We start from the raw sequence: 17,666 nt of genomic DNA, 5'->3' as shown, positions 1-17,666 counted from the left end.
CTCTCTCGCCCCTTGCAAACATCCCGCACAAGCACCGAAAGGACCATCCTCGATGGACACACAGGCGGTCGACACCATAATCGATAGGTACATCTCAATCTGGAATGAAGTTGATGCCCACGCTAGGAAGACGAAAATAGACCAGGTCTTCACTCCCGAGGCGACGTATATCGACCCCACCATCGTCGCTCGCGGAGCCGATGCCATCAACGAATACGTGGCCAATGCCCAGCCTATTTTCACCGGAATGCTCTTTTCGCACGGTGCGATCCTGACCCACCACAACGCCGTCCACTTCTCGTGGCAGGTCGGCCCGAAGGGCTGTGCGCCAGTGGTAAGCGGGTTTGATTTTGCGATGCTCGATGGCAAACGGATCACCCAGATATACGGCTTCTTCAACGCCAGCTAGCCAGGTTGTCGCGGCGCTGGGCCGATTAATCGGCCTAGCGCTCTCTGGTGCCTCAAGCGCAGGCACCATGAGGCCCAAGGGCCTCATACAGCGTTGCTTTGAGGGGTGAAAGTGCGCTCAGAGTTGTGCGATGTAGTCGTCCTTGCCCATAGGGTGATCAGGAATTGGCCACTGTTCGCAATGTTCACGCAGGGCTCTAATGTCCTTGGCGATAGCCGCGCATTCACGCTCATGCCGTTGTTGGGCAGTTGCGAGGTCCTTTGAGGTAAGTGCCCCAGCCGTTATGAGAATGTGGGCCTCGCGGAGTAGCCATGATAGGCCGTGCACATAGCACAGTCGCCCCTCCAGCGAGTCTGGATCGACGAGCGAACTAACTTGCTCCATCTGTAGCCGATTAGCGTAGACATCCGCTGTTTGAATCGCAATCCGGTCACTTGATGTGGCGCCTCCCCCGGCCAGGTTGGACCGAAGACGGAGTTCACATCTGAAAGCGATGTTCGCTAGGTCGGCAAGTGAGTCCAGTGAAGCGCTTGGAGCCGTGGGGTCGGCGAGGTCGGCCATTGCCAATCGTGTGCCCACGTCAAGAAGTATTAGTTGGTTGTCACCGCCCGCGCTGAAATAGCCATGCGTCAAGGCGAGGTAATCCAGGAACAGCCCGTCGCTGGCATAAGCCACGGCACCACAGCGTTCTCGCAGTCTCCGCACCACACGGTCACTGTGCACCGTAGCCAGCGCCTTGCACAAGGCCGCATCGGCGTTGACGTCTGCCCAGGGCGTGGTGTCTTGGGCACGTTGGGTACTGGTGGTTGCAGTTGGTGTGGGTCGCACGTGGCCAAGGAACGTTGCCGTGGCTATGCAATCGATCAATGGCAGTTGGTGTGAAGGGCGTTCGAAGACGGTTCCTCTGTCACGGGGTAGCGCGCGCTGTAGCGAATAGTTCAGGGCCAGATTCGCAGCGCTCTGTGCGACTATGGCAGCTGCTCTGGTGATGGCAAGCCATACGTGGGTGCCCAATGACATGGTGCGGCGGAGCCGATCTGGCGGGTCGAGGCGGTCATGGAAAGTGCCATCGGATTCCATTCGAGCCCCGTCGCTCAGCCAGGTGTTGAACGGCAGAACAGTATCGTTGAACTGGACAATCGCCAAGGAGGTGTCCAGGCCTTGCCTTAGTTCACGTGATCGGATGTCCATTCCTGCGGGGACTCTGTCCGGGTAGCTGAAGTCGAGTATGAACGTGAAGACTCCGCAGTCGCGGTCGTCGACGATGAGGCGGGCGAATACGGCCGCGATGGTCCCTACTCCGGTGGCTGCCGCAGCCGTTGGAAATTTCCCGGCTTCGGGTTGGGGCGTGCGTAGGAGGAAATCGTGGGTTTGGGGTCGGTAATGGGCTTCAGTGGCAATGGCGCTGTGGCTAGAACTGACACCGACCTCAGTCATCATTGCGATGCCTGCTCGGTCGCCCGATTCCAAGAGTGCGATCGCATCGGAGCGAGGGCCTTGTTCTGTGTTAAAGGTTCCTGCGGCATATCCACATAGGCAGTAGTGCAAAAGCAGTCGATGGAACAGTCGCGGATTCTCTACCGCGGCGTCGGCCAGATGGATTGCGGTCTGGTGAGGATCGGCCAGCAGGGTCCGCAGAGGTGGAGTGCGGCGTACGAATTCTTGGAGTTCATTGTAGAGACTAGTGTGCTCGTTGGGTTCCATAGTTGTCTCCATTCGCGCTGTGTCAGCGCACATCGAATAGGGCTGCTCCCCAGGACAGGCCGGCGCCAATGGAAACTGAGAGGACTCGGTACCCCGGTTTGATGTGGTTGGCACCCCAAGATAGGGAGATTCCAGTGGGTATGGAGGCGGCTCCGATGTTTCCCATGTTTTCGCCTATGAATACGGTCCGTTCGGGTTCAATGCCAAGTTGCGGAAGGATCATGGTCAGGGTCCGCGGGTTGGGCTGATGCGGAATGAAGAGGTCAATATCCTCCGCGTCAATGTTCGCGGCACGGAAAATACTGTGCGCTGCCTCAATGAAGAGCGGACCGAACTGGCTGCGTAGGGTCGGGCCGTCCATGCGGATCATATGGAGGCCTTCGCCGACGGTGTCGGAGTCGGCTCCCAAACGACTTCCACCGGCTGGAATGAGGACACAGTCAGCGTGCTGTCCGAGGGAGCGGGTGAGCACGGGCCCGATTCCCATTCCAGCCTCCGAGGGCGCTATGACCGCAGCTCCGGCCCCGTCAGCGAATATCACCGACGTCGTCCGGTCGCGAAAATTGATGAAGCGCGAATACACCTCCACCCCTACTACTACAAGGACGTGCTTGGCGGTGCGGCTCACTACTCGGTCCCGGGCAATCGATACCCCTACTAGGAAACCTGTGCAGGCGGCGGAAACGTCGTAAGCTTCGGCCTGGTCGACGCCAAGCAGGTACTGCACCCGGCAGGCAGTCGGTGGCCCCAGTTCGTCGGGAGTAGACGTGGCGACAATGATGAGATCGAGGTCCTCGGCTGAAATGTCGGCATTGGCCAGGGCTTTCTTCCCCGCTTCGGCGGCGAGGTCGGAGGCTGCTTGACCCGGTGAGGCGTAGTGGCGACGCTGGATCCCGGTAGCGTTGAGAATCCATTCGGGGGCCACATCGAGTCGTGCGGCGATCTCGGCGTTTTCCACCACGGTGTCGCCCACACTGTGTCCGGCCGCGATGATGGCAGCTCTCATGGCTCGCTCCTATCGGTACACACACCCCAGGCGATTCCGGTGTCGTCCAATCCCAACAGCAGGGAGGGCCCGGTCCGTTCCAGCTGCGATATGAGTGCGAAGAAGGGCAGTGCGGAAGCGGTATCGGTGAGGTTCGTCCCTTGGTCGCGATTGCCATTTCCAGCGAGTCCGTAAGGGTCGATGAGCGTTGTTGGCAACGAGGGACCGAGACTGTTTCTAACTTCCTCGAGGGCAGCTGTGGGGTCGCAGTCACATAGCGCGGTTGATTCGGATCGGATGAGGGCCAATCCCGGCGACCGCGACAGGTCGAGCATGACGCACCCGGCGCCTTGGGGTGGTCGTCGTCGCCGCGCTAGCGGTTGTTCTACGGCCTCGCGCCACGCTGAGGTTTCCTCGACCGCTCCACAGAGCACCCTGGTAGCCCGTCCAGACGTTAGAAGGGTTCTGGCCAGACTTAGGCTTTGGGCAAGGCTGGCGGTTCCCGCGCCGAGAGTGAACGCAGGGCCAGTAACTTTATGGACGATGGTGCATTGCCCTGCGATGTAGTTAAGCAAGGTTCCCGGAAAGTGCGCGGGAGGGACTTGGTATGGCTTTGGTCGGGTAAATGTTTGGCTGGTGAAATTGAGGACCGATGCCAATCCACCGTGCCGCGTGGCGACGATGATTCCAGTGGTGTCGTTCTCCGACAGTGGGGCATCGGCTAGCAGTCGTGTAAGGGTTTCTACGGCCAGCTTCGTCGCTGTATCCCAGATCGGACGCTGAGTGGTGGTACTTGCCTCATCGTTCGGGTGTGTCACAACAACGCGGTTTAGGTAGACGGTGCTGTTCACGATTGTTCTCATCTCCTATCCAGACCGGTGGTGGACGCCTGCTGGAGTTGCGGGACTTACCTTTTGGACAGCAGTAGGACCGAATTGACGCCTCCGAAACCAAAGCCGTGATTCTGGACCACACTCGGCGCTTGGGCTGTCATCGCGTTCGTGACGACCGGTAGGTCGCAGTCGTCATCCGCTTCCGAGAATCCGATGGTGGGTGGCGTGAAGCTGTCTTCCATTGCCACAGCTGAGGCAATGGCGCCGATTGCGGCACTGGCTCCCATGGAGTGGCCGATCATGGACTTGACCGCTGTCACAGCAGGCGGGTTGCCAAAAACCATCCGGATTGCTTTGGTTTCGACCCGGTCGTTCAATGGAGTGCCTGTACCGTGCGCGCTGATCAGTGAGACCTGCTCTGGTTCAAGGTGCGCATCGGCGTGAGCAGCACGGATGCACTCCGATATGCGGATGGGATCTGGGGCCACTGGATGTCCAGCATCTGAGTTCACTCCATAGCCAGCCACTTCAACTCTCGGTTCGACCCCGAGAGCGATGGCATGCTCAAGGCGCTCCATAACAACCATTCCGGCACCTTCACCGGTCAGAATGCCCTTACGGTTTCGGTCAAAGGGTTTGACCTCGCCCGGAGCGATAGTTCCCACACGATGAAAGCCGGAGAAGAGTTTCCGCGAAAGCGCGTCGGCTCCCCCACAGACGGCGATGTCGACGACGCCGCAGCGAATCAGGTCCAAGCTGTAGCCGATGGCGTAGTTTCCCGCCGCGCACGCATTACCGATATCCGCCATTACGGCACGGCCCCACCCCAGTTCCGATGCCACCAATTGCGACAACGGCTGATGAAATCGTCGGGCGGCCCCAGAGTTGACGTTGGTGATTCCGTCGCGAGCCAAGGCATCTGCCTCCGCAGCCTCACCGTCGCAGGTGCCAATGATGACAGCAACTCGATTTGATTCGACCTCGCTGGGAGTCACACCCGCCTCGTCCAAGGCTAGAAGTGCACCGGTCAATGCGAACGTCGCCGCTCGCCCTGCGTCCTGCGACGGCCTGATCAAGGCCGCCACCTCCGTTACCTCACAGGCGTGGTTGTACTGGTATCCATCCGTCGCGAACTGGGTGATGGGTCTCTTGCCACTGGCTCCTTTCCTGATCGCAGCGGCGAATTTTTCTCGGCCCACCCCGATGGCGGTCACCGGACCCAAACCGGTGACCACCACAGAGTCTGAGCGGCTCACTGGAGTTCACCCGTCATCCGGCGATGGATGTCCGACAATGAGCGGGGAGGGTTTTCCGGGTCCATGGGTAGTCCGAATTCGGTCTCCAATGCTGCCGCTACCTCGGCTAGAGCAAGCGAGTCGGCCTCGAATTCATCTTGGAAGTCACCCTCGGCGGTCAATTCCTCGGGTGTCACCTCAAGCACCCGTGCCACCAAGGCTTTTACTGCATCGTGGTTCATGGCCAGTCCCTTCGACTAGACGGGGAGACGACCGGGCACATTTGTGCCGGCCTGGAAGTACTGTGAGCTCAAACCACCATCGGTGACCAACACCGACCCTGTTGTGTACTGAGCCGCTGGTGATGCCAGGTAGATTGCGGCGCCGACGACATCAGAAGTCGCGCCCCACCGGCCCTGCGGAATATCGCTGCGAATGGCCGCGTCAAACTCTGAGTTCGAACTGAATCCATGAGTTTGAGCGGTATCGATCCATCCGGGAGCAATGGCGTTGACGCGCACATTGGCAGGGGCCCATTCGCAGGCCACCGAGCGGGTTAGCGAATGCAGAGCGGCTTTGGCGGCCGCATAATGCGCCAGTCCCGGGACGCCATTCAATCCAGCGATAGATCCCACGTTGATCACCGATCCGGAACCTTGGCTGGTCAACACCGGCCCAGCTAGTCGCAACATCCGTACGACGGACGCGACATTCATGCGCCAGACGTGATCCCAATCGGCTTCATCCAAATCGAGGACGGGGCCTATGTGGTCCAGTCCTCCGGCATTGTTGACGAGGATGTCCAATCCTCCAAGCCGGTCCATCGTCGTAGCGAAGGCGGATTCGACCTGTTCTGCGTCGGAGATATCGCAGGGCACCGGCGCAGCAGACCGACCATAGGCGGCGCACTTGTCCGCAACCGTGCTCAGGACATCTTTCGAACGAGCCCACAATGCTACGTCCGCTCCCGCTTCAGCGAAGGCAACGGCAATACCAGCCCCAATGCCACGTGAAGCGCCAGTGACCAGTGCCTTCTTGCCGTTGAGATTAAGATGGGACATGTTCTCTCCTAAGTATTCGCTCGTGGGTTCAGTGAGGAATTGAGTTCCTGGAGTTCAAGCTGCCCTAGCCGATCCGAGTCGATTAGGGTGGAGGTGAATTTGGCGCTGGCGGATTCACGACCAAGCTGCCTAACCTTGGTGGTGATCTCACTCCACTGGTGTTTACGGCCGCTATGATCATTCGCTGCTATGACGGCATTTATGGTGGCCGGGATGGGGAAGGTGAATGCTCCAAAGGTGATATCGCAGTGCCGGGACACGAATGTTTGTTCTCGGGTTTTATGACCGATCAAAAGGTCCACGGCGATTTGAGCGCACTGCAGCATCGCTTCGAGGACGAGCATTCCAGGAAGGTGGAGAGCGCCGTTATCCCTATCGCGCAACATGAGGCAGTCTGGTGCTACGCGTAGGTCGACTTTCAATCCATTGCCTTCAGTCCGACGCGGGTTCGCTATCAAGACATTGTCTGGATCTTGTTGAGACAAGCCGCTCAGATGTGGAGCATCCAAATTCGAGCTCACCACGGAAACACCGGAACGATATGCGGCGGTGGTGATGGCCTTCCAGCTTCGGGTGCTGACACCTTGGCCCCTAATCAGAGTACGATCGCACGGTCCCCCATCGGCAAGTTGCGCGAGGGCCTGTGACCGGTCAAACACCTTGCCGCCCATGCGAACCGGTGAAAACCATCTCCGACGACGAACTTACGAATCTCTCCCATTTCGCGACGATATAAACGTGAATTGTTCAGGGGACTTCCTGTCGCGAAAATTCCGATAGGCGGAACAGATTAGTTCATCAGCGACCTGAGGCCCCTGGTGCAACCAGTGGCGGCCCTACGCAGACTCTTGTCCACCTCTGGTAGTTGAAATGCCCTGACGGGTTTGCCCGTACAGATGGCCGCGACCGCACGCCCTTTCACATTCAACAGCGGCACTGCTGCACTAGTCATGCCGACGATGTGCTCCTGACTTTCTACCGCGATTCCGGTCAGTTTGACCTCGCTGAGCACATTCTCCATACGCCCCAGAGACACTTCGCTATGGCTGGTCAGGCGCACCGCCCAGTTCTCCTGAGCCGAGTACTTCTTCCATATGGGTGAATTAAAGGCCAGCAACGCTCGTCCAGCAGCGGTGCAGTGCAACGGCACTCTCACAGAAGTCCGCAAGATCAACGGCACCATAGTGCGCGGATAAAGCACATCTATGAATCGCACATCGAACCTGTCGATGACGGCCAATGCCACCACGCTTCTGGTCTGTTCGTATAGTTCGGCCAAATGAGGGCGGATCATCACGACCAGCGTCCGCAGAGATGCATTATAGAAGTCCTGCATTTCTGCTTGCCGGGTAAGGCCATAACGACGACCAACCTTCACAACTATCCCATAGCTGCGCAGCGCAGTAAGAATTCGATGTACCGTGCTTCGTGGAAGATCGATTGAGGTAGCCAGTTCAGAGATTCCGATCAAACGGTCTCCATGACGGTTCAGAGCATCGATCACCCACATCAGTCGGCTAATAGCCTGTTCCAAATGTTTGTCCGATCCGTGGGGGCAGGATGGTGACACCTTCCCAGAATTTCGCATTGATCACAACATGCATAAACTCAAATGTAGACCTAAGCTGACGCACTGTCGCATATTGGACAGTGGGCATTTCCCACACCTGGCAACCGAACGATTCTACTGGAGAACGAAATCCACGTAGAGTGATTCCATTTGCAACAGTGGGCGCATACTCAGCAACTCAGATGGCTACCTGCTGATCTAAGATGCTGCTTTCTCCTCCAATATGGAAGCAGCAGATAGCCATCGCGTTTGTTCCACGGACGTTTTCCCATCTTCAATGCAATGCCCACAGATGCAAAGGGCTGTATTATATGGACTGATACATCCCCCATGCGTGGTATGACGCCACTTTTTCCATTTTTTATCAAACAATTTCAGAGTGTCCAGAACTATGGACTCCCTACCTTCGCGCCAAAACTTCGAACTTCAAGCTACCTTCCGCAATGGTTGATACAGTTTTATGATTCCAGCTCTACGCGTCTAATCGAGGGAGTCCGATGACTATTCAGAAAAGAAGCTTCTTCCTTAGTGTTGTTAAGCTCGCCCTAGCCGTACTCCTCGTAGGACTTGCCACAGCCATCCCCGCAGCGGCGAGCCATACCACTGATGCAAGCCTCGAACCAGCCACAATCATTGAAACCGAGGTGACCGCTGATTGCGAACAAGCCTCGGACTCTGAGGCTTGCGTCGATCGGCTCTCGACATGCCCAGCGATGGCTAACCTATGTGGGATCGCTATGTACAGTTCTTTCATGGCCCTCAACTGCCCTAAGACCTGTAATACCTGCCCCCCGCCATCGGCACCGCCCGCCTGCCAGGATCATGAAAACTGCGCACAATGGGTTGCAAACGGATTCTGCTCAAATCCGTTCTATACAGTCGAGCAAAAACGCCAGTACTGCCCGAACGCCTGCAATCTCTGCGACCGCCCAGCATTAACCTCCTACCAGATGTACGAAAAGTCCTAGGTTAGTTAGCTATGGTCGTAAAGATCCGATTAAGTCATAGACCCGGCGGAGGCATGGCCAAAGTGATAGCGCACGCACGAGTGCGCTGAACTCCACAGAGGAATATGTCTTCGCCCCGACCAATGTCCGATTTACTGGGCGCAGGCGTGTTCCATGGGAACACTGAGCACAATGGATCGCAATATCGTGGCCAGGCCTAGGCGCGTTCATCGTCACGGGAAAGACGTCCACTAAGACCTGCGACGTCGATTGAGCTCTTTGGCTAAGGGAACGAGCGTCAATCAAAGGCACGGCGCCACGAGCCAACGCGGTCACTAAAGCGCTTGTTACGCCCATTGAAATATGGTCCAATATCGCTCGCGGTACACAGTGCACACGACCCCACCTGCTGAGCCTTGGAGCCTGTACATGAACGAAACGTTGCTCGAAGATCTTTCCACCCAAGCCGATCGTGACGGTATCGGGCAATACGTCGTCGGGGCCGTCATCACCGACGCTCAGCGAGTATTGCTCCTCAAACGCCCCTCGGCTGACTTCATGGGTGGCATTTGGGAACTCCCCAGCGGCAAAGTAGAACCTCATGAACCTCTCGATGCCGCCCTGGCACGTGAAGTCGCCGAAGAAACCGGCCTCGAACTTGCGGGAGAGCGAACCTACCTGGGTCACTTCGATTACACAAGCGGAAGCGGCACCCTCACCCGGCAGTTCAACTGGGCGGTCACGCCCGCGGCCCCAGGGCCGATCAGGTTGACCGAACACGAAAAGCACCAGTGGACCCAGATCACGGGCACGATGCCGGTGACCGAAGCGGTCAATGAGGTCCTTCAGACATACCGCAGCCGGTTTTTCGACTAATACCGCGTACCTCGCACCGCCGGTGGAGGCGACAGCTGGTCGCACCGCGCAGCGTCCGCAGGTAGCCCGACACAACGCACCTGGAATCGTGGCCAGAGTTCGACTCTCAAGAGATAGCTTCACTGGCACGAACCGAACCGGCACCCCGACGAAAAGTCCGCATTAGGGGTTGTCATCGATCCAGTCAGCTGATGTCGTGCGTTCAATATCTGCTGGCACATAGCCTTCGCGGTCACATGGGCCTCGCCCCAAGCGACTCCAAGCCAGATAATCTCCATTGCGGTCAAGCCGCCAGCATTCAGTGCTCGAGCCGTAGCGAGATCCCCGCCCCGGAAAGTCCACGAGCACCTGATCATCGGAAATCGCATAGAGGGACCGTTGAGAGCGAATCCATTCGAGTGGCTGAGCGTCAATTGCCTCCGCGGCAATCACCGCAACCGGAGTCTGTGACCCATATTGTTCCACCGACCATCGCTCGATCGCTCTATCGCGAATCTCAGCCTCGTCATTCCAGGTCACAGCCAAGAGCGCAATCGCCACAACCGCACAGGTCCCCAGCGTCACCCATCCGATCGTGGCGACTTTGCGTGCCCCATGGGGAGTAACGGTGGCAATCTGGGCTGGCACTCCACGTTCGCTCATCGCCTGATCTAGCAGATGCGCGCTGATAGCGGTGTAGTCACGCGCCGGCCGAAGAGTTCGTTTTGATCCATCTCGCATGTGCAGCCGAATGGCAGGTGACAGCCGATAGGACCGGGCTGAGGCAATGTCAGCCCAAGGCAGCCACAATCGTCGTGGGTCCTGAGCGAGGATGTGACTGATCTCCGCACTGGAAAGGGGGTGCGTGGTCCACGTTAGGCGACGCTGTTTGGCAGCACCGCGGCCAGGCAGATCGTACGATTGCGTGCCCATTTCCAGGTTCGCCACCAGCAGGCCTTCGTCAAGCAGCCACAGTGACTGCTGTCGCTCGCGCCCGCTTGAGCTGGCTAGGATTCCGCTCGCTACCAAAACGGCGTGCCCTTCAGGCACGCCAGCGGTCAGTTTCGGGGGAGGCCACTGCGGCATAGGACTATCATGCCAGGTCGATCCACACTACTTAAGCTAGGACCGGAGTTGAACTCACATACACGCTGGTCAACGTGCCCACCGAGGCGTCCTACATCTGCGGAACATTCGCATCATGACGCGCCCCTCCCATCATGGATACAACGTCTCATGCCAGATCAACTAGGCGGGAGCGCAAGAATGCCCCTGACCGTACGTTCTGTCAGAACCATATCGTGCGGGGGTCGACCGACAAGCTGAATCGGTACTGCTTCCAACGCTCCGACCATGGCCAGCGCCATTTCCCGAGATGGTGGCCCGGGCGGTATCGTCCCTGCTTCCAGGCCTGCTTCGATGAGACTTTGGCATCTGTCGACCAGTGTTTCGACGATGTCGGTGATCGCGTGGCCAACCGGATGGTCTCTGTGGCTGAATTCCACTCGTAGGTTCATGAGAACGGCGGCGACATCGCGGCGGCAATAGTGGGCGTGCCGTCGTGCCAGATTCAAAAGAGTTTCGGCGGGGTCGCCATCGCTTGTGAAGGCTATGCCGACTTCAGCCTCCCAGGTCTGGTGGATCCAGGCGACCACGGCTATAGCCAAGTCTTCTTTGGAGGCGAACTGGTGATATAGCGCCCCGCGAGTGTATCCAGCTTCTTGCGCCACTCGCGTGAGTGACAGCGCGGAGTAGCCATGGAGCGCGATTCCGCGGGCGGCTGCTGCGAGAATTGCGTTTCGGCTGCGTATGCGACGCTCAGGTTGGGTCAGTCGACCATTGTCGGGGGCATTCATAGCTCTCCTTGCCACATTACATACATGCTTGTATGTTTGTATCATGAACGCAGTTATCAACCATGTCGGCCCAAACGATATTCCTGCTGAGTTTGTCACTATCGCAGCGATGCACTCGGCTGACTATGCGGACCTTTTCACACGCCAAACCCCAGGTTGCCGCAGCCATTCGGCCGAGCAGTGGGCACGAGCGATGCTGGAGGATGAAGGGGGCATCCCCGCGCAGCTGCTATGGCGAACGGTATTGGGCCTGCGTCTGCGCTGGAGGCGCGGCCCGAGTCAGGTGGCTGGATGGCCGATCGGCCAGCGAGGACCTGATTGGATTCGCCTAGAGGCCCACTCACGTTCGCTCGCCGCCCGCTTGGTGGTGCATACGGGCGCGGATTCCGTGTCGCTGGGGACGTTCATACGTTACGACCGCCGGTGGGGACGGCGAATTTGGGAGCCACTGTCAGCACAGCACCGGAGGCTGGTTCCAGGTTTGCTCAACGACGCCGCCCACCGGTTGGGGCACGGAGCGTCATGAATCTGTGAACAATCAAGCTTTGCGAGCGGCCCGCAAGTACCTAGAGGTTGTGAGATCTAAGGAAGTCGGAGGTCGCCTCGTTGAAGTTGCTTGGGACCACTAGATCGCGGCAGTGGGCGCAGTCCTCTTTGGTGAGCGATTCCGCACTTGACCAGCTCCTCGAGCATCCGTACATGGCTGTCGGTATCGGGTTCGCCTACAGTGCCGAGCATGAGCGTAGACATATGGAGAACACGCCCGGTATGGCTCATGGCCGATACCGGGCGTATTCTCACTCCTCGATCTCACGATCCGCTTTCATGATCCAGTCGCCGTTCACAAACTAACCTTCGTTCGCTTCAGGACGACGATAAGCGGCAAAGAGCAGTGCCGCACCGGTACCTGCTGCCAGAATCGCCAAAAGCAAGGCGTTGCTCATACTGGTACCAGTCACCGGGAGTCCCCCACTTCCGACGCCCGTCACCGCGGCACCCGTATCGACCGGGTGTTCATGGCGGACCTGGTCAGGAACTTTGGGTTCCTTGGGCTCCTTAGGTTCCTTCGGGTCCTTGGGATCCTTCGGGTCCTTCGGGTCCTTCGGGTCCTTCGGGTCCTTGGGATCCTTAGGATCCTTGGGTTCCTTAGGGTCCTTCGGGTCCTTTGGGGACTCGTCGCACTTCTTGTCGTACTTCTTCTTCCAATCTTCGCCCCAGTAGTGCTTCCAGTCCTTCCACTCCTGCGGAGTATCGGGACACACGGGCATGACTGGCTTGTCATCGACGCACTTCTTGTCGTACTTCTTCTTCCAGTCCTGACCCCAGTAGTACTTCCAGTCCTTCCATTCCTTGGAAGAGTCCGGGCATACCGGCTTCGAGTAGTCAGCGCCTTTCGGAGCCGTATGCCCCTTCGGCTCTTTGGAATCCTTGACCTGCTTATGGTCTGTATGTCCTTGAGGCTCTGCGGACCCGGTAGTCTGACTTGGCTCTGCTGGGCCTGATGGAGCAGAAGGACTCGTCGGGCCAGTGGGCTCCGTTGGACCAGCAGGTGCTGAGGGCTCCGAGGGACCTGTTGGGCCCGTTGGCTCAGCTGGCCCAGTTGGACCGGTCGGCCCTGAAGGACCTGAAGGACCGGTCGGCCCAGTAGGCTCTGAGGGGCCCGTTGGCCCAGTAGGTTCCGTCGGACCCGAAGGCGCTTGGGGGCCCCTCGGGCTAGTTGGACCCGTAGGCCCCTGTGGCTTACGAGGCTTCTCGGAGGCATGCCCCTTTTCAGCGATATTGGCTTGCCTTGTTTCATCCGCCTGGGATGACGTTTCTTCACTCTCGGCGGCCCGTGCCTGCTCGACATGGACGTCGCCTCTGGTCGACTCTTCGTCAGCCACAGGCGCGGCGAAAGCTGACTGCGACGTAGCGAACATCGCCGTCAAGAAGAAGGTTGCAAATGTCGCAGAAATCCTGGTTGCCGCCCATGTGGCGGAGCGCCCGCGACTCGGCACTTCATCATTTTGAGTTACCACATCATTACCCTACGCTTAGGAATTCGCGACGGGGCAAAACTCGTTGGTAACATAAAGAATTCAGCCGTTCGACCGATGACCGTAGCTTGTTTTCCCCGCAATGGCCCCACATTATCCTGTCCTTTCAGGAGTAACATGAATGTTTTTTGCGTTCCTGAGTTCGCAGCGGAAGCAACTGGGAGCGCGCTTACCATAAGGCATCACTCATTAATCACGGCTAATAGGAGCGCCACTCACGTTGGGCGTGCTGAAGAATATGCGGATTCATAAGCGTTGACGGCTCACGTTCACGAAAATCACGGTCTGGAGGAAATACGGCCGCAGCATGCAAACTCTGGGCGGTCAATGATTGCAGCGGGTCACGAAGCGACGTTTCATCCAAAGACAGCTCTGGTGCCTCTCCGCTCAGATTTGCAAGCAGGAATCCCCAGTCACCAAACGACGGTACTGACACCCAGTACGGTTTCGGAGCAAAGTCAGCCTCCACGACCGTAGCGTGAATCGTCCAAAACGAGTCCGGGGCGAAGTATGGGCTGCCCGATTGGATGCTAATGCGCCCCTCGGGTTCCAACAGTTGCCGGGCGAGCCCGTAAAACTCCACTGAGTACAACTTCGCGGTGGAAGTTTGGTCAGGATCAGGCAGATCGGCAATGATGACATCGAACCGCTGCGGGTTATCGCGCAACCAGTTGAAGGCGTCCTCATTGATCACCGTGACCCGCGGATCACTCAGAGAATCCTCATTCAACGCCACTAGGGGCGCAAAGGTACTGGCCAGTGCCGTGACAGCCGGATCCAAATCGACCACGGTCACCGATTCCACGTCCTCATACCGCAAGACTTCCCGTACTCCGAGGCCGTCCCCACCTCCCAGGACGAGCACGTGGTCTCTTGGGCCATCCATAGCGGGATGAACCAGCGCTTCGTGATAGCGATACTCGTCAACCGAGGAGAATTGCAGATCCCCATTGAGGAACAAGCGAAGGTCACGCTCCCCAAACGGGGATATGGATTCTGTGACGACGATTTGCTGGTATGCAGTGTGTTCGGAGTAAACGATGGGGTGTGCGTACAGAGCCTGCCGAGCAGCCGCTTCGAACCGCTCAGTGTGAACGTAGGCAAACGTCAAGACAATGGTCACGGTGATGGCGGCAAATCCCAGCCCGATCTTAAGCAACTTTCGCAAATCGGCGTGAAAGACCGTGAATACCAAGACTAGGCCTGCTATCGCATTGATCGCGCCGACCAACAACGCGCCACGAATCTGCCCGAACATGGGCAGCAACAGGAACGGAAAAGCCAAACCCCCAAGGAGACCGCCGATGTAGTCCGCCGCAAAGAGGTCGGCGGTCGCCGAACCGGCCGACTGTTTGCGAATGCGCTGCAACAACTCCATGAGCAGTGGGATCTCCGCCCCCACCAACAGTCCAATCAAGAATGCCACCACCACCAACGCCACTGTGTACAAGTGGAGCCATGCGAAGGCCGCATACAGGATCAGCACGCTCGTACCACCGAGGAATGCCAATAGCAGCTCGATCACAGCAAAGGAAACCGCAGGTCGACTTTGCAGCGGTTTCGCCATGAGAGCCCCGATGCCCATAGCGAACACCATGACGCTCAAGACGATCGCGGCCTGAGAGGCGGTATTGCCGACCAGGTAGGAGCCGAGGGTTATCAGTGCCAGTTCGTAGACCAGCCCACAAGCCGCGCAGACAAACACCGTCGCCAACAGCCCCGTGCGCCGAAGGCGCTGCAAAGCTGTCGGCGGCGGTGAATCGGTTTCTGAGGCACTAGTGGTCATCACAGTATTTTCAAGAGACGGCCATCAAAGACAGAGGGCGAAGGGTCATGACAGTGCCATCGCGACCATGCCGCCCACTGCTACGTGCATCCCACAGTTGACCCACACGGCCGGGTGGTGATCCGGGCAGGTCACGATCTCCCCAAGCTTTCCAGGGGTCAACAAGTCCAACACCACAAACGACAATGTCATCGCGGCAATCCCGATGAGACCAAATATTGCCGTGGCGATGAGCCCACGCACCAAATCACCGTGCGAGGCCCAAATCGCACCGACGACGATGAGACCGAGTCCGAGAATGTTTGACGTCAGCAGCAAGGAAGCATTCCGGTTACGTTCCTCCCAGATCAACGTGCGCAGTTTTCCCGGCGTGAGAATGTCGATCACTATGTATCCGACAGCCATGAGCGCCAGACCGACGAGACTATAGGAGGCGGCGGCCACGACCTCTTGGAAAAGCAGTTCCATGTAGACGTCCTTTACCTTTCATGGTGAAGTTGACAGTTCAATAGCGAAATTGGGCAAGGCAGACGGATTCGGGACTGATGTCGATCAGTACGAACGGGAAATTGGGGGCACGTTTCGACAGTGTCGGTCTCGAGCACCGAGGCCGACCGGCGCGGGCTCGGAACTTACTTTCCACTTCCGGGACCGCCACCGCGAAAGCCCGACGGAGGCGACGAACTCCACCCCCAGCCGGTGATGATGACCGAGTGACGTTGGTGACCGCGGCGATAGTCGTCAATGAGAATCTTCGTACCCGTAGCAGTGGCGGTAACGGCGATAATGTACTTCGCATATTGCAAATAGTGGTTGCCAGCATCGGTTCGGGCGTCCACTGGGCTAACAGCGCCCCCGATCTCAGACCGCACCTGGGCAGGCGTCAGATCCGTGGTGTAGGCGCGCCCAGAGTCCTCATCGAGGTGCGCGGATCGCGTGTACGTCGACTCGATGAAGTCAACCGGGTCATCGTTACCGAGGTTGACGCAGGCGACAGCGGTAGCAATGAAACCAACCACGATAACCACAATGATGACAAGTACTTTGACGTCTTTGGTTTGCATACTGTCGTCCAGACTGGAATCGGGCGACCACAGGATTAACGTGAGCAAGTAATTCCCGTGGTCTGGGGCGGTGCAGGGGAATCGGTTCGGTAATAGGCGGCGGGCAGGGCTCGATTGGTCTCGGCGCCGTACGACGCTGTGGGTGGTCACGATCTGCCCGTATTGAGGATAGGTATGGACAGTTCTCCAGCCCAATGGGTCGCGGGCGGTGATTTCCAGTGCGGTCAGCGCCTCACGTTCGGCTCCAAAGACACCGACCAACAAGTCGGGGTTGTATTTGGCCTCAGAGTGCTGGGCGTGGGCACGATCGCGTAGCTGAGACCAGGGAACCGTCTCAGTGAGACTGCTGAACTGGTGTACCCATTCTCCACACACCTGGGTATGACTGGCAGGCAGATACGGATCCACATCGTCACGGTAGGCGACCGTCTCGGACAACGTTCCGTCCGGGCAGGTGACAACGGCTTGGTGGCTTGCTCCCAAGAGACGCAGCGACAAACTCAGGTTTCCAGTTTTCACCGAAAGCTCATTGAGAATTGGGATATCGGGGGCGTCGGTCGCGAAGGAAAGGCTGCGCGCGGACACATCCACAAACGGGACTTTGAGCGCGGCTATCACGACGAACCACTCTGGTGATAGATGACGACCTGGTTGCGATCAAGCCTCAGCCCGGTCGAAGCCTCCCACTTACCCGCGGCACCGAAACGCTCAAAGGCGAGTTTCTCTCCATTTTCGGCCGTGTAATCGTGATAGTCGACTGTCCCGGTCGCGGGGAGGCCGGTGGTGGCCTCACCGCGATACTTGGCTGTGCCGGACTCGACCGATCGATAAGTCACACCATCATGCTCGATCGTCGTGGCCCCAGGAGTGAGGTCGTGTCCCTTGATCTCCTCCCACAGGACCATTTCAATATCCGGGTCAACCTCGACGGAAAGCCATCGCCTGACCTCGGCCCCAGTGTCGAGAAAGTGCTCATCCCACGTGTAGTCACCTTCGGACAAACGTAGGCTGCCCCGCACCACCAAGCTCTTGCCATAGGCGTCGACGATATCGCCAGCGGTAAGCCGGCGAGGGTCACCGCGCAACGCGTTTTCGTCGGTGTCGGCGAAGGGGTCCACTGGCCCACCGTAGTGGGCGGCATCGGCTTCACGTTTCTGCTTGGCCTTGTGCTGCACATAGAGAAAGAGCGCGAGAATACCGACGGCGACGAGCACGATGGTGAAGAGCAACAAGGGTGGTCCTTAATGGGGCGATTCGTTTTTGTACCAACAGTTTAACGCCACACCGCTCGGCTGTCCGTTCACCTGCGGCCCATCCGGTATTGC

The 17,666-nt window shown here is 58.2% G+C and carries 19 protein-coding genes; 4 read left to right on the top strand and 15 right to left on the bottom strand.

Translation table 11 applies throughout. The features are described from left to right. Nucleotides 1–52: 52 nt before the first annotated feature. Complete coding sequence (locus tag JQS30_RS06240) at nucleotides 53–409, top strand: nuclear transport factor 2 family protein (protein ID WP_213172509.1); 357 nt, start codon at nucleotides 53–55, stop codon at nucleotides 407–409. 117 nt (nucleotides 410–526) lie between these two features. On the opposite strand, the gene JQS30_RS06235 is transcribed toward JQS30_RS06240, so the two are convergent. The 8 genes from JQS30_RS06235 to JQS30_RS06200 all read right to left on the bottom strand — a co-directional run bounded on the left by JQS30_RS06235 (nucleotide 527) and on the right by JQS30_RS06200 (nucleotide 7,737). Continuing rightward, on the bottom strand, nucleotides 527–2,113 hold the full coding sequence (locus JQS30_RS06235) for an acyl-CoA dehydrogenase family protein (protein ID WP_213172508.1): 1,587 nt from the start codon (nucleotides 2,111–2,113) through the stop codon (nucleotides 527–529). A 22-nt stretch (nucleotides 2,114–2,135) separates the two neighbouring features. Beyond that, a complete protein-coding gene (locus JQS30_RS06230; RefSeq protein ID WP_213172507.1) occupies nucleotides 2,136–3,119 on the bottom strand; it encodes a 3-oxoacyl-ACP synthase III family protein in 984 nt (327 codons plus the stop codon). Next, the gene (locus JQS30_RS06225; protein ID WP_213172506.1) at nucleotides 3,116–3,949 is read right to left on the bottom strand and encodes a beta-ketoacyl synthase N-terminal-like domain-containing protein; all 834 of its coding nucleotides are present in this window, start codon (nucleotides 3,947–3,949) and stop codon (nucleotides 3,116–3,118) included. The genes JQS30_RS06230 and JQS30_RS06225 overlap by 4 nt, the downstream gene beginning before the upstream one ends. Before the next feature lie 56 nt (nucleotides 3,950–4,005). Beyond that, nucleotides 4,006–5,187, bottom strand: coding sequence for a beta-ketoacyl-[acyl-carrier-protein] synthase family protein (locus tag JQS30_RS06220; RefSeq protein WP_213172505.1), 1,182 nt, complete (start codon nucleotides 5,185–5,187; stop codon nucleotides 4,006–4,008). Beyond that, entirely contained in the window at nucleotides 5,184–5,408 is a 225-nt protein-coding gene (locus tag JQS30_RS06215) for a phosphopantetheine-binding protein (RefSeq protein ID WP_213172504.1), read from the bottom strand. The genes JQS30_RS06220 and JQS30_RS06215 overlap by 4 nt, the downstream gene beginning before the upstream one ends. A gap of 15 nt (nucleotides 5,409–5,423) precedes the next feature. Further along, nucleotides 5,424–6,227, bottom strand: a complete 804-nt coding sequence (locus JQS30_RS06210; RefSeq protein ID WP_213172503.1) for an SDR family NAD(P)-dependent oxidoreductase — start codon at nucleotides 6,225–6,227, stop codon at nucleotides 5,424–5,426. Nucleotides 6,228–6,235: 8 nt separating this feature from the next. Beyond that, complete coding sequence (locus JQS30_RS06205; protein ID WP_213172502.1) at nucleotides 6,236–6,898, bottom strand: AfsA-related hotdog domain-containing protein; 663 nt, start codon at nucleotides 6,896–6,898, stop codon at nucleotides 6,236–6,238. A gap of 119 nt (nucleotides 6,899–7,017) precedes the next feature. Next, nucleotides 7,018–7,737: an IclR family transcriptional regulator gene (locus tag JQS30_RS06200; RefSeq protein WP_213172501.1), complete on the bottom strand. Its 720-nt coding sequence runs from the start codon at nucleotides 7,735–7,737 to the stop codon at nucleotides 7,018–7,020. Between the two features lie 1,436 nt (nucleotides 7,738–9,173). Here JQS30_RS06200 and JQS30_RS06190 point away from each other — a divergent pair. Beyond that, nucleotides 9,174–9,620 carry an NUDIX domain-containing protein gene (locus JQS30_RS06190; protein ID WP_213172499.1) on the top strand — a complete coding sequence of 149 codons (447 nt, stop codon included), beginning with the start codon at nucleotides 9,174–9,176 and terminating at the stop codon, nucleotides 9,618–9,620. A gap of 162 nt (nucleotides 9,621–9,782) precedes the next feature. On the opposite strand, the gene JQS30_RS06185 is transcribed toward JQS30_RS06190, so the two are convergent. After that, on the bottom strand, nucleotides 9,783–10,685 hold the full coding sequence (locus JQS30_RS06185) for a hypothetical protein (RefSeq protein WP_213172498.1): 903 nt from the start codon (nucleotides 10,683–10,685) through the stop codon (nucleotides 9,783–9,785). A 158-nt stretch (nucleotides 10,686–10,843) separates the two neighbouring features. Beyond that, on the bottom strand, nucleotides 10,844–11,455 hold the full coding sequence (locus tag JQS30_RS06180; RefSeq protein WP_213172497.1) for a TetR/AcrR family transcriptional regulator: 612 nt from the start codon (nucleotides 11,453–11,455) through the stop codon (nucleotides 10,844–10,846). A gap of 43 nt (nucleotides 11,456–11,498) precedes the next feature. Between JQS30_RS06180 and JQS30_RS06175 the strand changes: the two genes are divergently transcribed. Next, nucleotides 11,499–11,981 (top strand): hypothetical protein, encoded by a 483-nt coding sequence (locus tag JQS30_RS06175; protein WP_213172496.1) that lies wholly within the window; start codon nucleotides 11,499–11,501, stop codon nucleotides 11,979–11,981. 322 nt (nucleotides 11,982–12,303) lie between these two features. Here JQS30_RS06175 and JQS30_RS06170 read toward each other — a convergent pair whose 3' ends face one another. Beyond that, complete coding sequence (locus JQS30_RS06170) at nucleotides 12,304–12,723, bottom strand: LPXTG cell wall anchor domain-containing protein (RefSeq protein WP_213172495.1); 420 nt, start codon at nucleotides 12,721–12,723, stop codon at nucleotides 12,304–12,306. Nucleotides 12,724–12,956: 233 nt separating this feature from the next. Between JQS30_RS06170 and JQS30_RS17510 the strand changes: the two genes are divergently transcribed. After that, entirely contained in the window at nucleotides 12,957–13,103 is a 147-nt protein-coding gene (locus JQS30_RS17510) for a hypothetical protein (RefSeq protein WP_213172494.1), read from the top strand. Nucleotides 13,104–13,690: 587 nt separating this feature from the next. Here JQS30_RS17510 and JQS30_RS06160 read toward each other — a convergent pair. The 4 genes from JQS30_RS06160 to JQS30_RS06145 all read right to left on the bottom strand — a co-directional run bounded on the left by JQS30_RS06160 (nucleotide 13,691) and on the right by JQS30_RS06145 (nucleotide 17,573). Further along, nucleotides 13,691–15,277, bottom strand: a complete 1,587-nt coding sequence (locus tag JQS30_RS06160; RefSeq protein ID WP_213172493.1) for a polyamine aminopropyltransferase — start codon at nucleotides 15,275–15,277, stop codon at nucleotides 13,691–13,693. 45 nt (nucleotides 15,278–15,322) lie between these two features. Then, complete coding sequence (locus JQS30_RS06155) at nucleotides 15,323–15,745, bottom strand: DUF350 domain-containing protein (RefSeq protein ID WP_213172492.1); 423 nt, start codon at nucleotides 15,743–15,745, stop codon at nucleotides 15,323–15,325. 164 nt (nucleotides 15,746–15,909) lie between these two features. Beyond that, the gene (locus tag JQS30_RS06150; protein ID WP_281398735.1) at nucleotides 15,910–16,959 is read right to left on the bottom strand and encodes a DUF2617 family protein; all 1,050 of its coding nucleotides are present in this window, start codon (nucleotides 16,957–16,959) and stop codon (nucleotides 15,910–15,912) included. Further along, complete coding sequence (locus JQS30_RS06145) at nucleotides 16,956–17,573, bottom strand: DUF4178 domain-containing protein (RefSeq protein ID WP_213172490.1); 618 nt, start codon at nucleotides 17,571–17,573, stop codon at nucleotides 16,956–16,958. The genes JQS30_RS06150 and JQS30_RS06145 overlap by 4 nt, the downstream gene beginning before the upstream one ends. Nucleotides 17,574–17,666 lie beyond the last annotated feature (93 nt).

The sequence above is a fragment of the Natronoglycomyces albus genome, assembly GCF_016925535.1.
In the GTDB taxonomy this organism is placed as follows: domain Bacteria; phylum Actinomycetota; class Actinomycetes; order Mycobacteriales; family Micromonosporaceae; genus Natronoglycomyces; species Natronoglycomyces albus.
Note: the sequence above shows the minus strand (reverse complement) of the source record. Positions and strands in the feature narration are given on the sequence as shown.

Bases quoted from the DNA above. Each gene is read 5' to 3' on its own strand.
- JQS30_RS06240 (WP_213172509.1), top strand. From the start codon at position 53: ATGGACACACAGGCGGTCGACACCATAATCGATAGGTACATCTCAATC.
- JQS30_RS06235 (WP_213172508.1), bottom strand. From the start codon at position 2,113: ATGGAACCCAACGAGCACACTAGTCTCTACAATGAACTCCAAGAATTC.
- JQS30_RS06230 (WP_213172507.1), bottom strand. From the start codon at position 3,119: ATGAGAGCTGCCATCATCGCGGCCGGACACAGTGTGGGCGACACCGTG.
- JQS30_RS06215 (WP_213172504.1), bottom strand. From the start codon at position 5,408: ATGAACCACGATGCAGTAAAAGCCTTGGTGGCACGGGTGCTTGAGGTG.
- JQS30_RS06210 (WP_213172503.1), bottom strand. From the start codon at position 6,227: ATGTCCCATCTTAATCTCAACGGCAAGAAGGCACTGGTCACTGGCGCT.
- JQS30_RS06205 (WP_213172502.1), bottom strand. From the start codon at position 6,898: ATGGGCGGCAAGGTGTTTGACCGGTCACAGGCCCTCGCGCAACTTGCC.
- JQS30_RS06200 (WP_213172501.1), bottom strand. From the start codon at position 7,737: ATGTGGGTGATCGATGCTCTGAACCGTCATGGAGACCGTTTGATCGGA.
- JQS30_RS06190 (WP_213172499.1), top strand. From the start codon at position 9,174: ATGAACGAAACGTTGCTCGAAGATCTTTCCACCCAAGCCGATCGTGAC.
- JQS30_RS06185 (WP_213172498.1), bottom strand. From the start codon at position 10,685: ATGCCGCAGTGGCCTCCCCCGAAACTGACCGCTGGCGTGCCTGAAGGG.
- JQS30_RS06180 (WP_213172497.1), bottom strand. From the start codon at position 11,455: ATGAATGCCCCCGACAATGGTCGACTGACCCAACCTGAGCGTCGCATA.
- JQS30_RS06175 (WP_213172496.1), top strand. From the start codon at position 11,499: ATGAACGCAGTTATCAACCATGTCGGCCCAAACGATATTCCTGCTGAG.
- JQS30_RS06170 (WP_213172495.1), bottom strand. From the start codon at position 12,723: ATGCCCGTGTGTCCCGATACTCCGCAGGAGTGGAAGGACTGGAAGCAC.
- JQS30_RS17510 (WP_213172494.1), top strand. From the start codon at position 12,957: ATGGAGCAGAAGGACTCGTCGGGCCAGTGGGCTCCGTTGGACCAGCAG.
- JQS30_RS06160 (WP_213172493.1), bottom strand. From the start codon at position 15,277: ATGACCACTAGTGCCTCAGAAACCGATTCACCGCCGCCGACAGCTTTG.
- JQS30_RS06155 (WP_213172492.1), bottom strand. From the start codon at position 15,745: ATGGAACTGCTTTTCCAAGAGGTCGTGGCCGCCGCCTCCTATAGTCTC.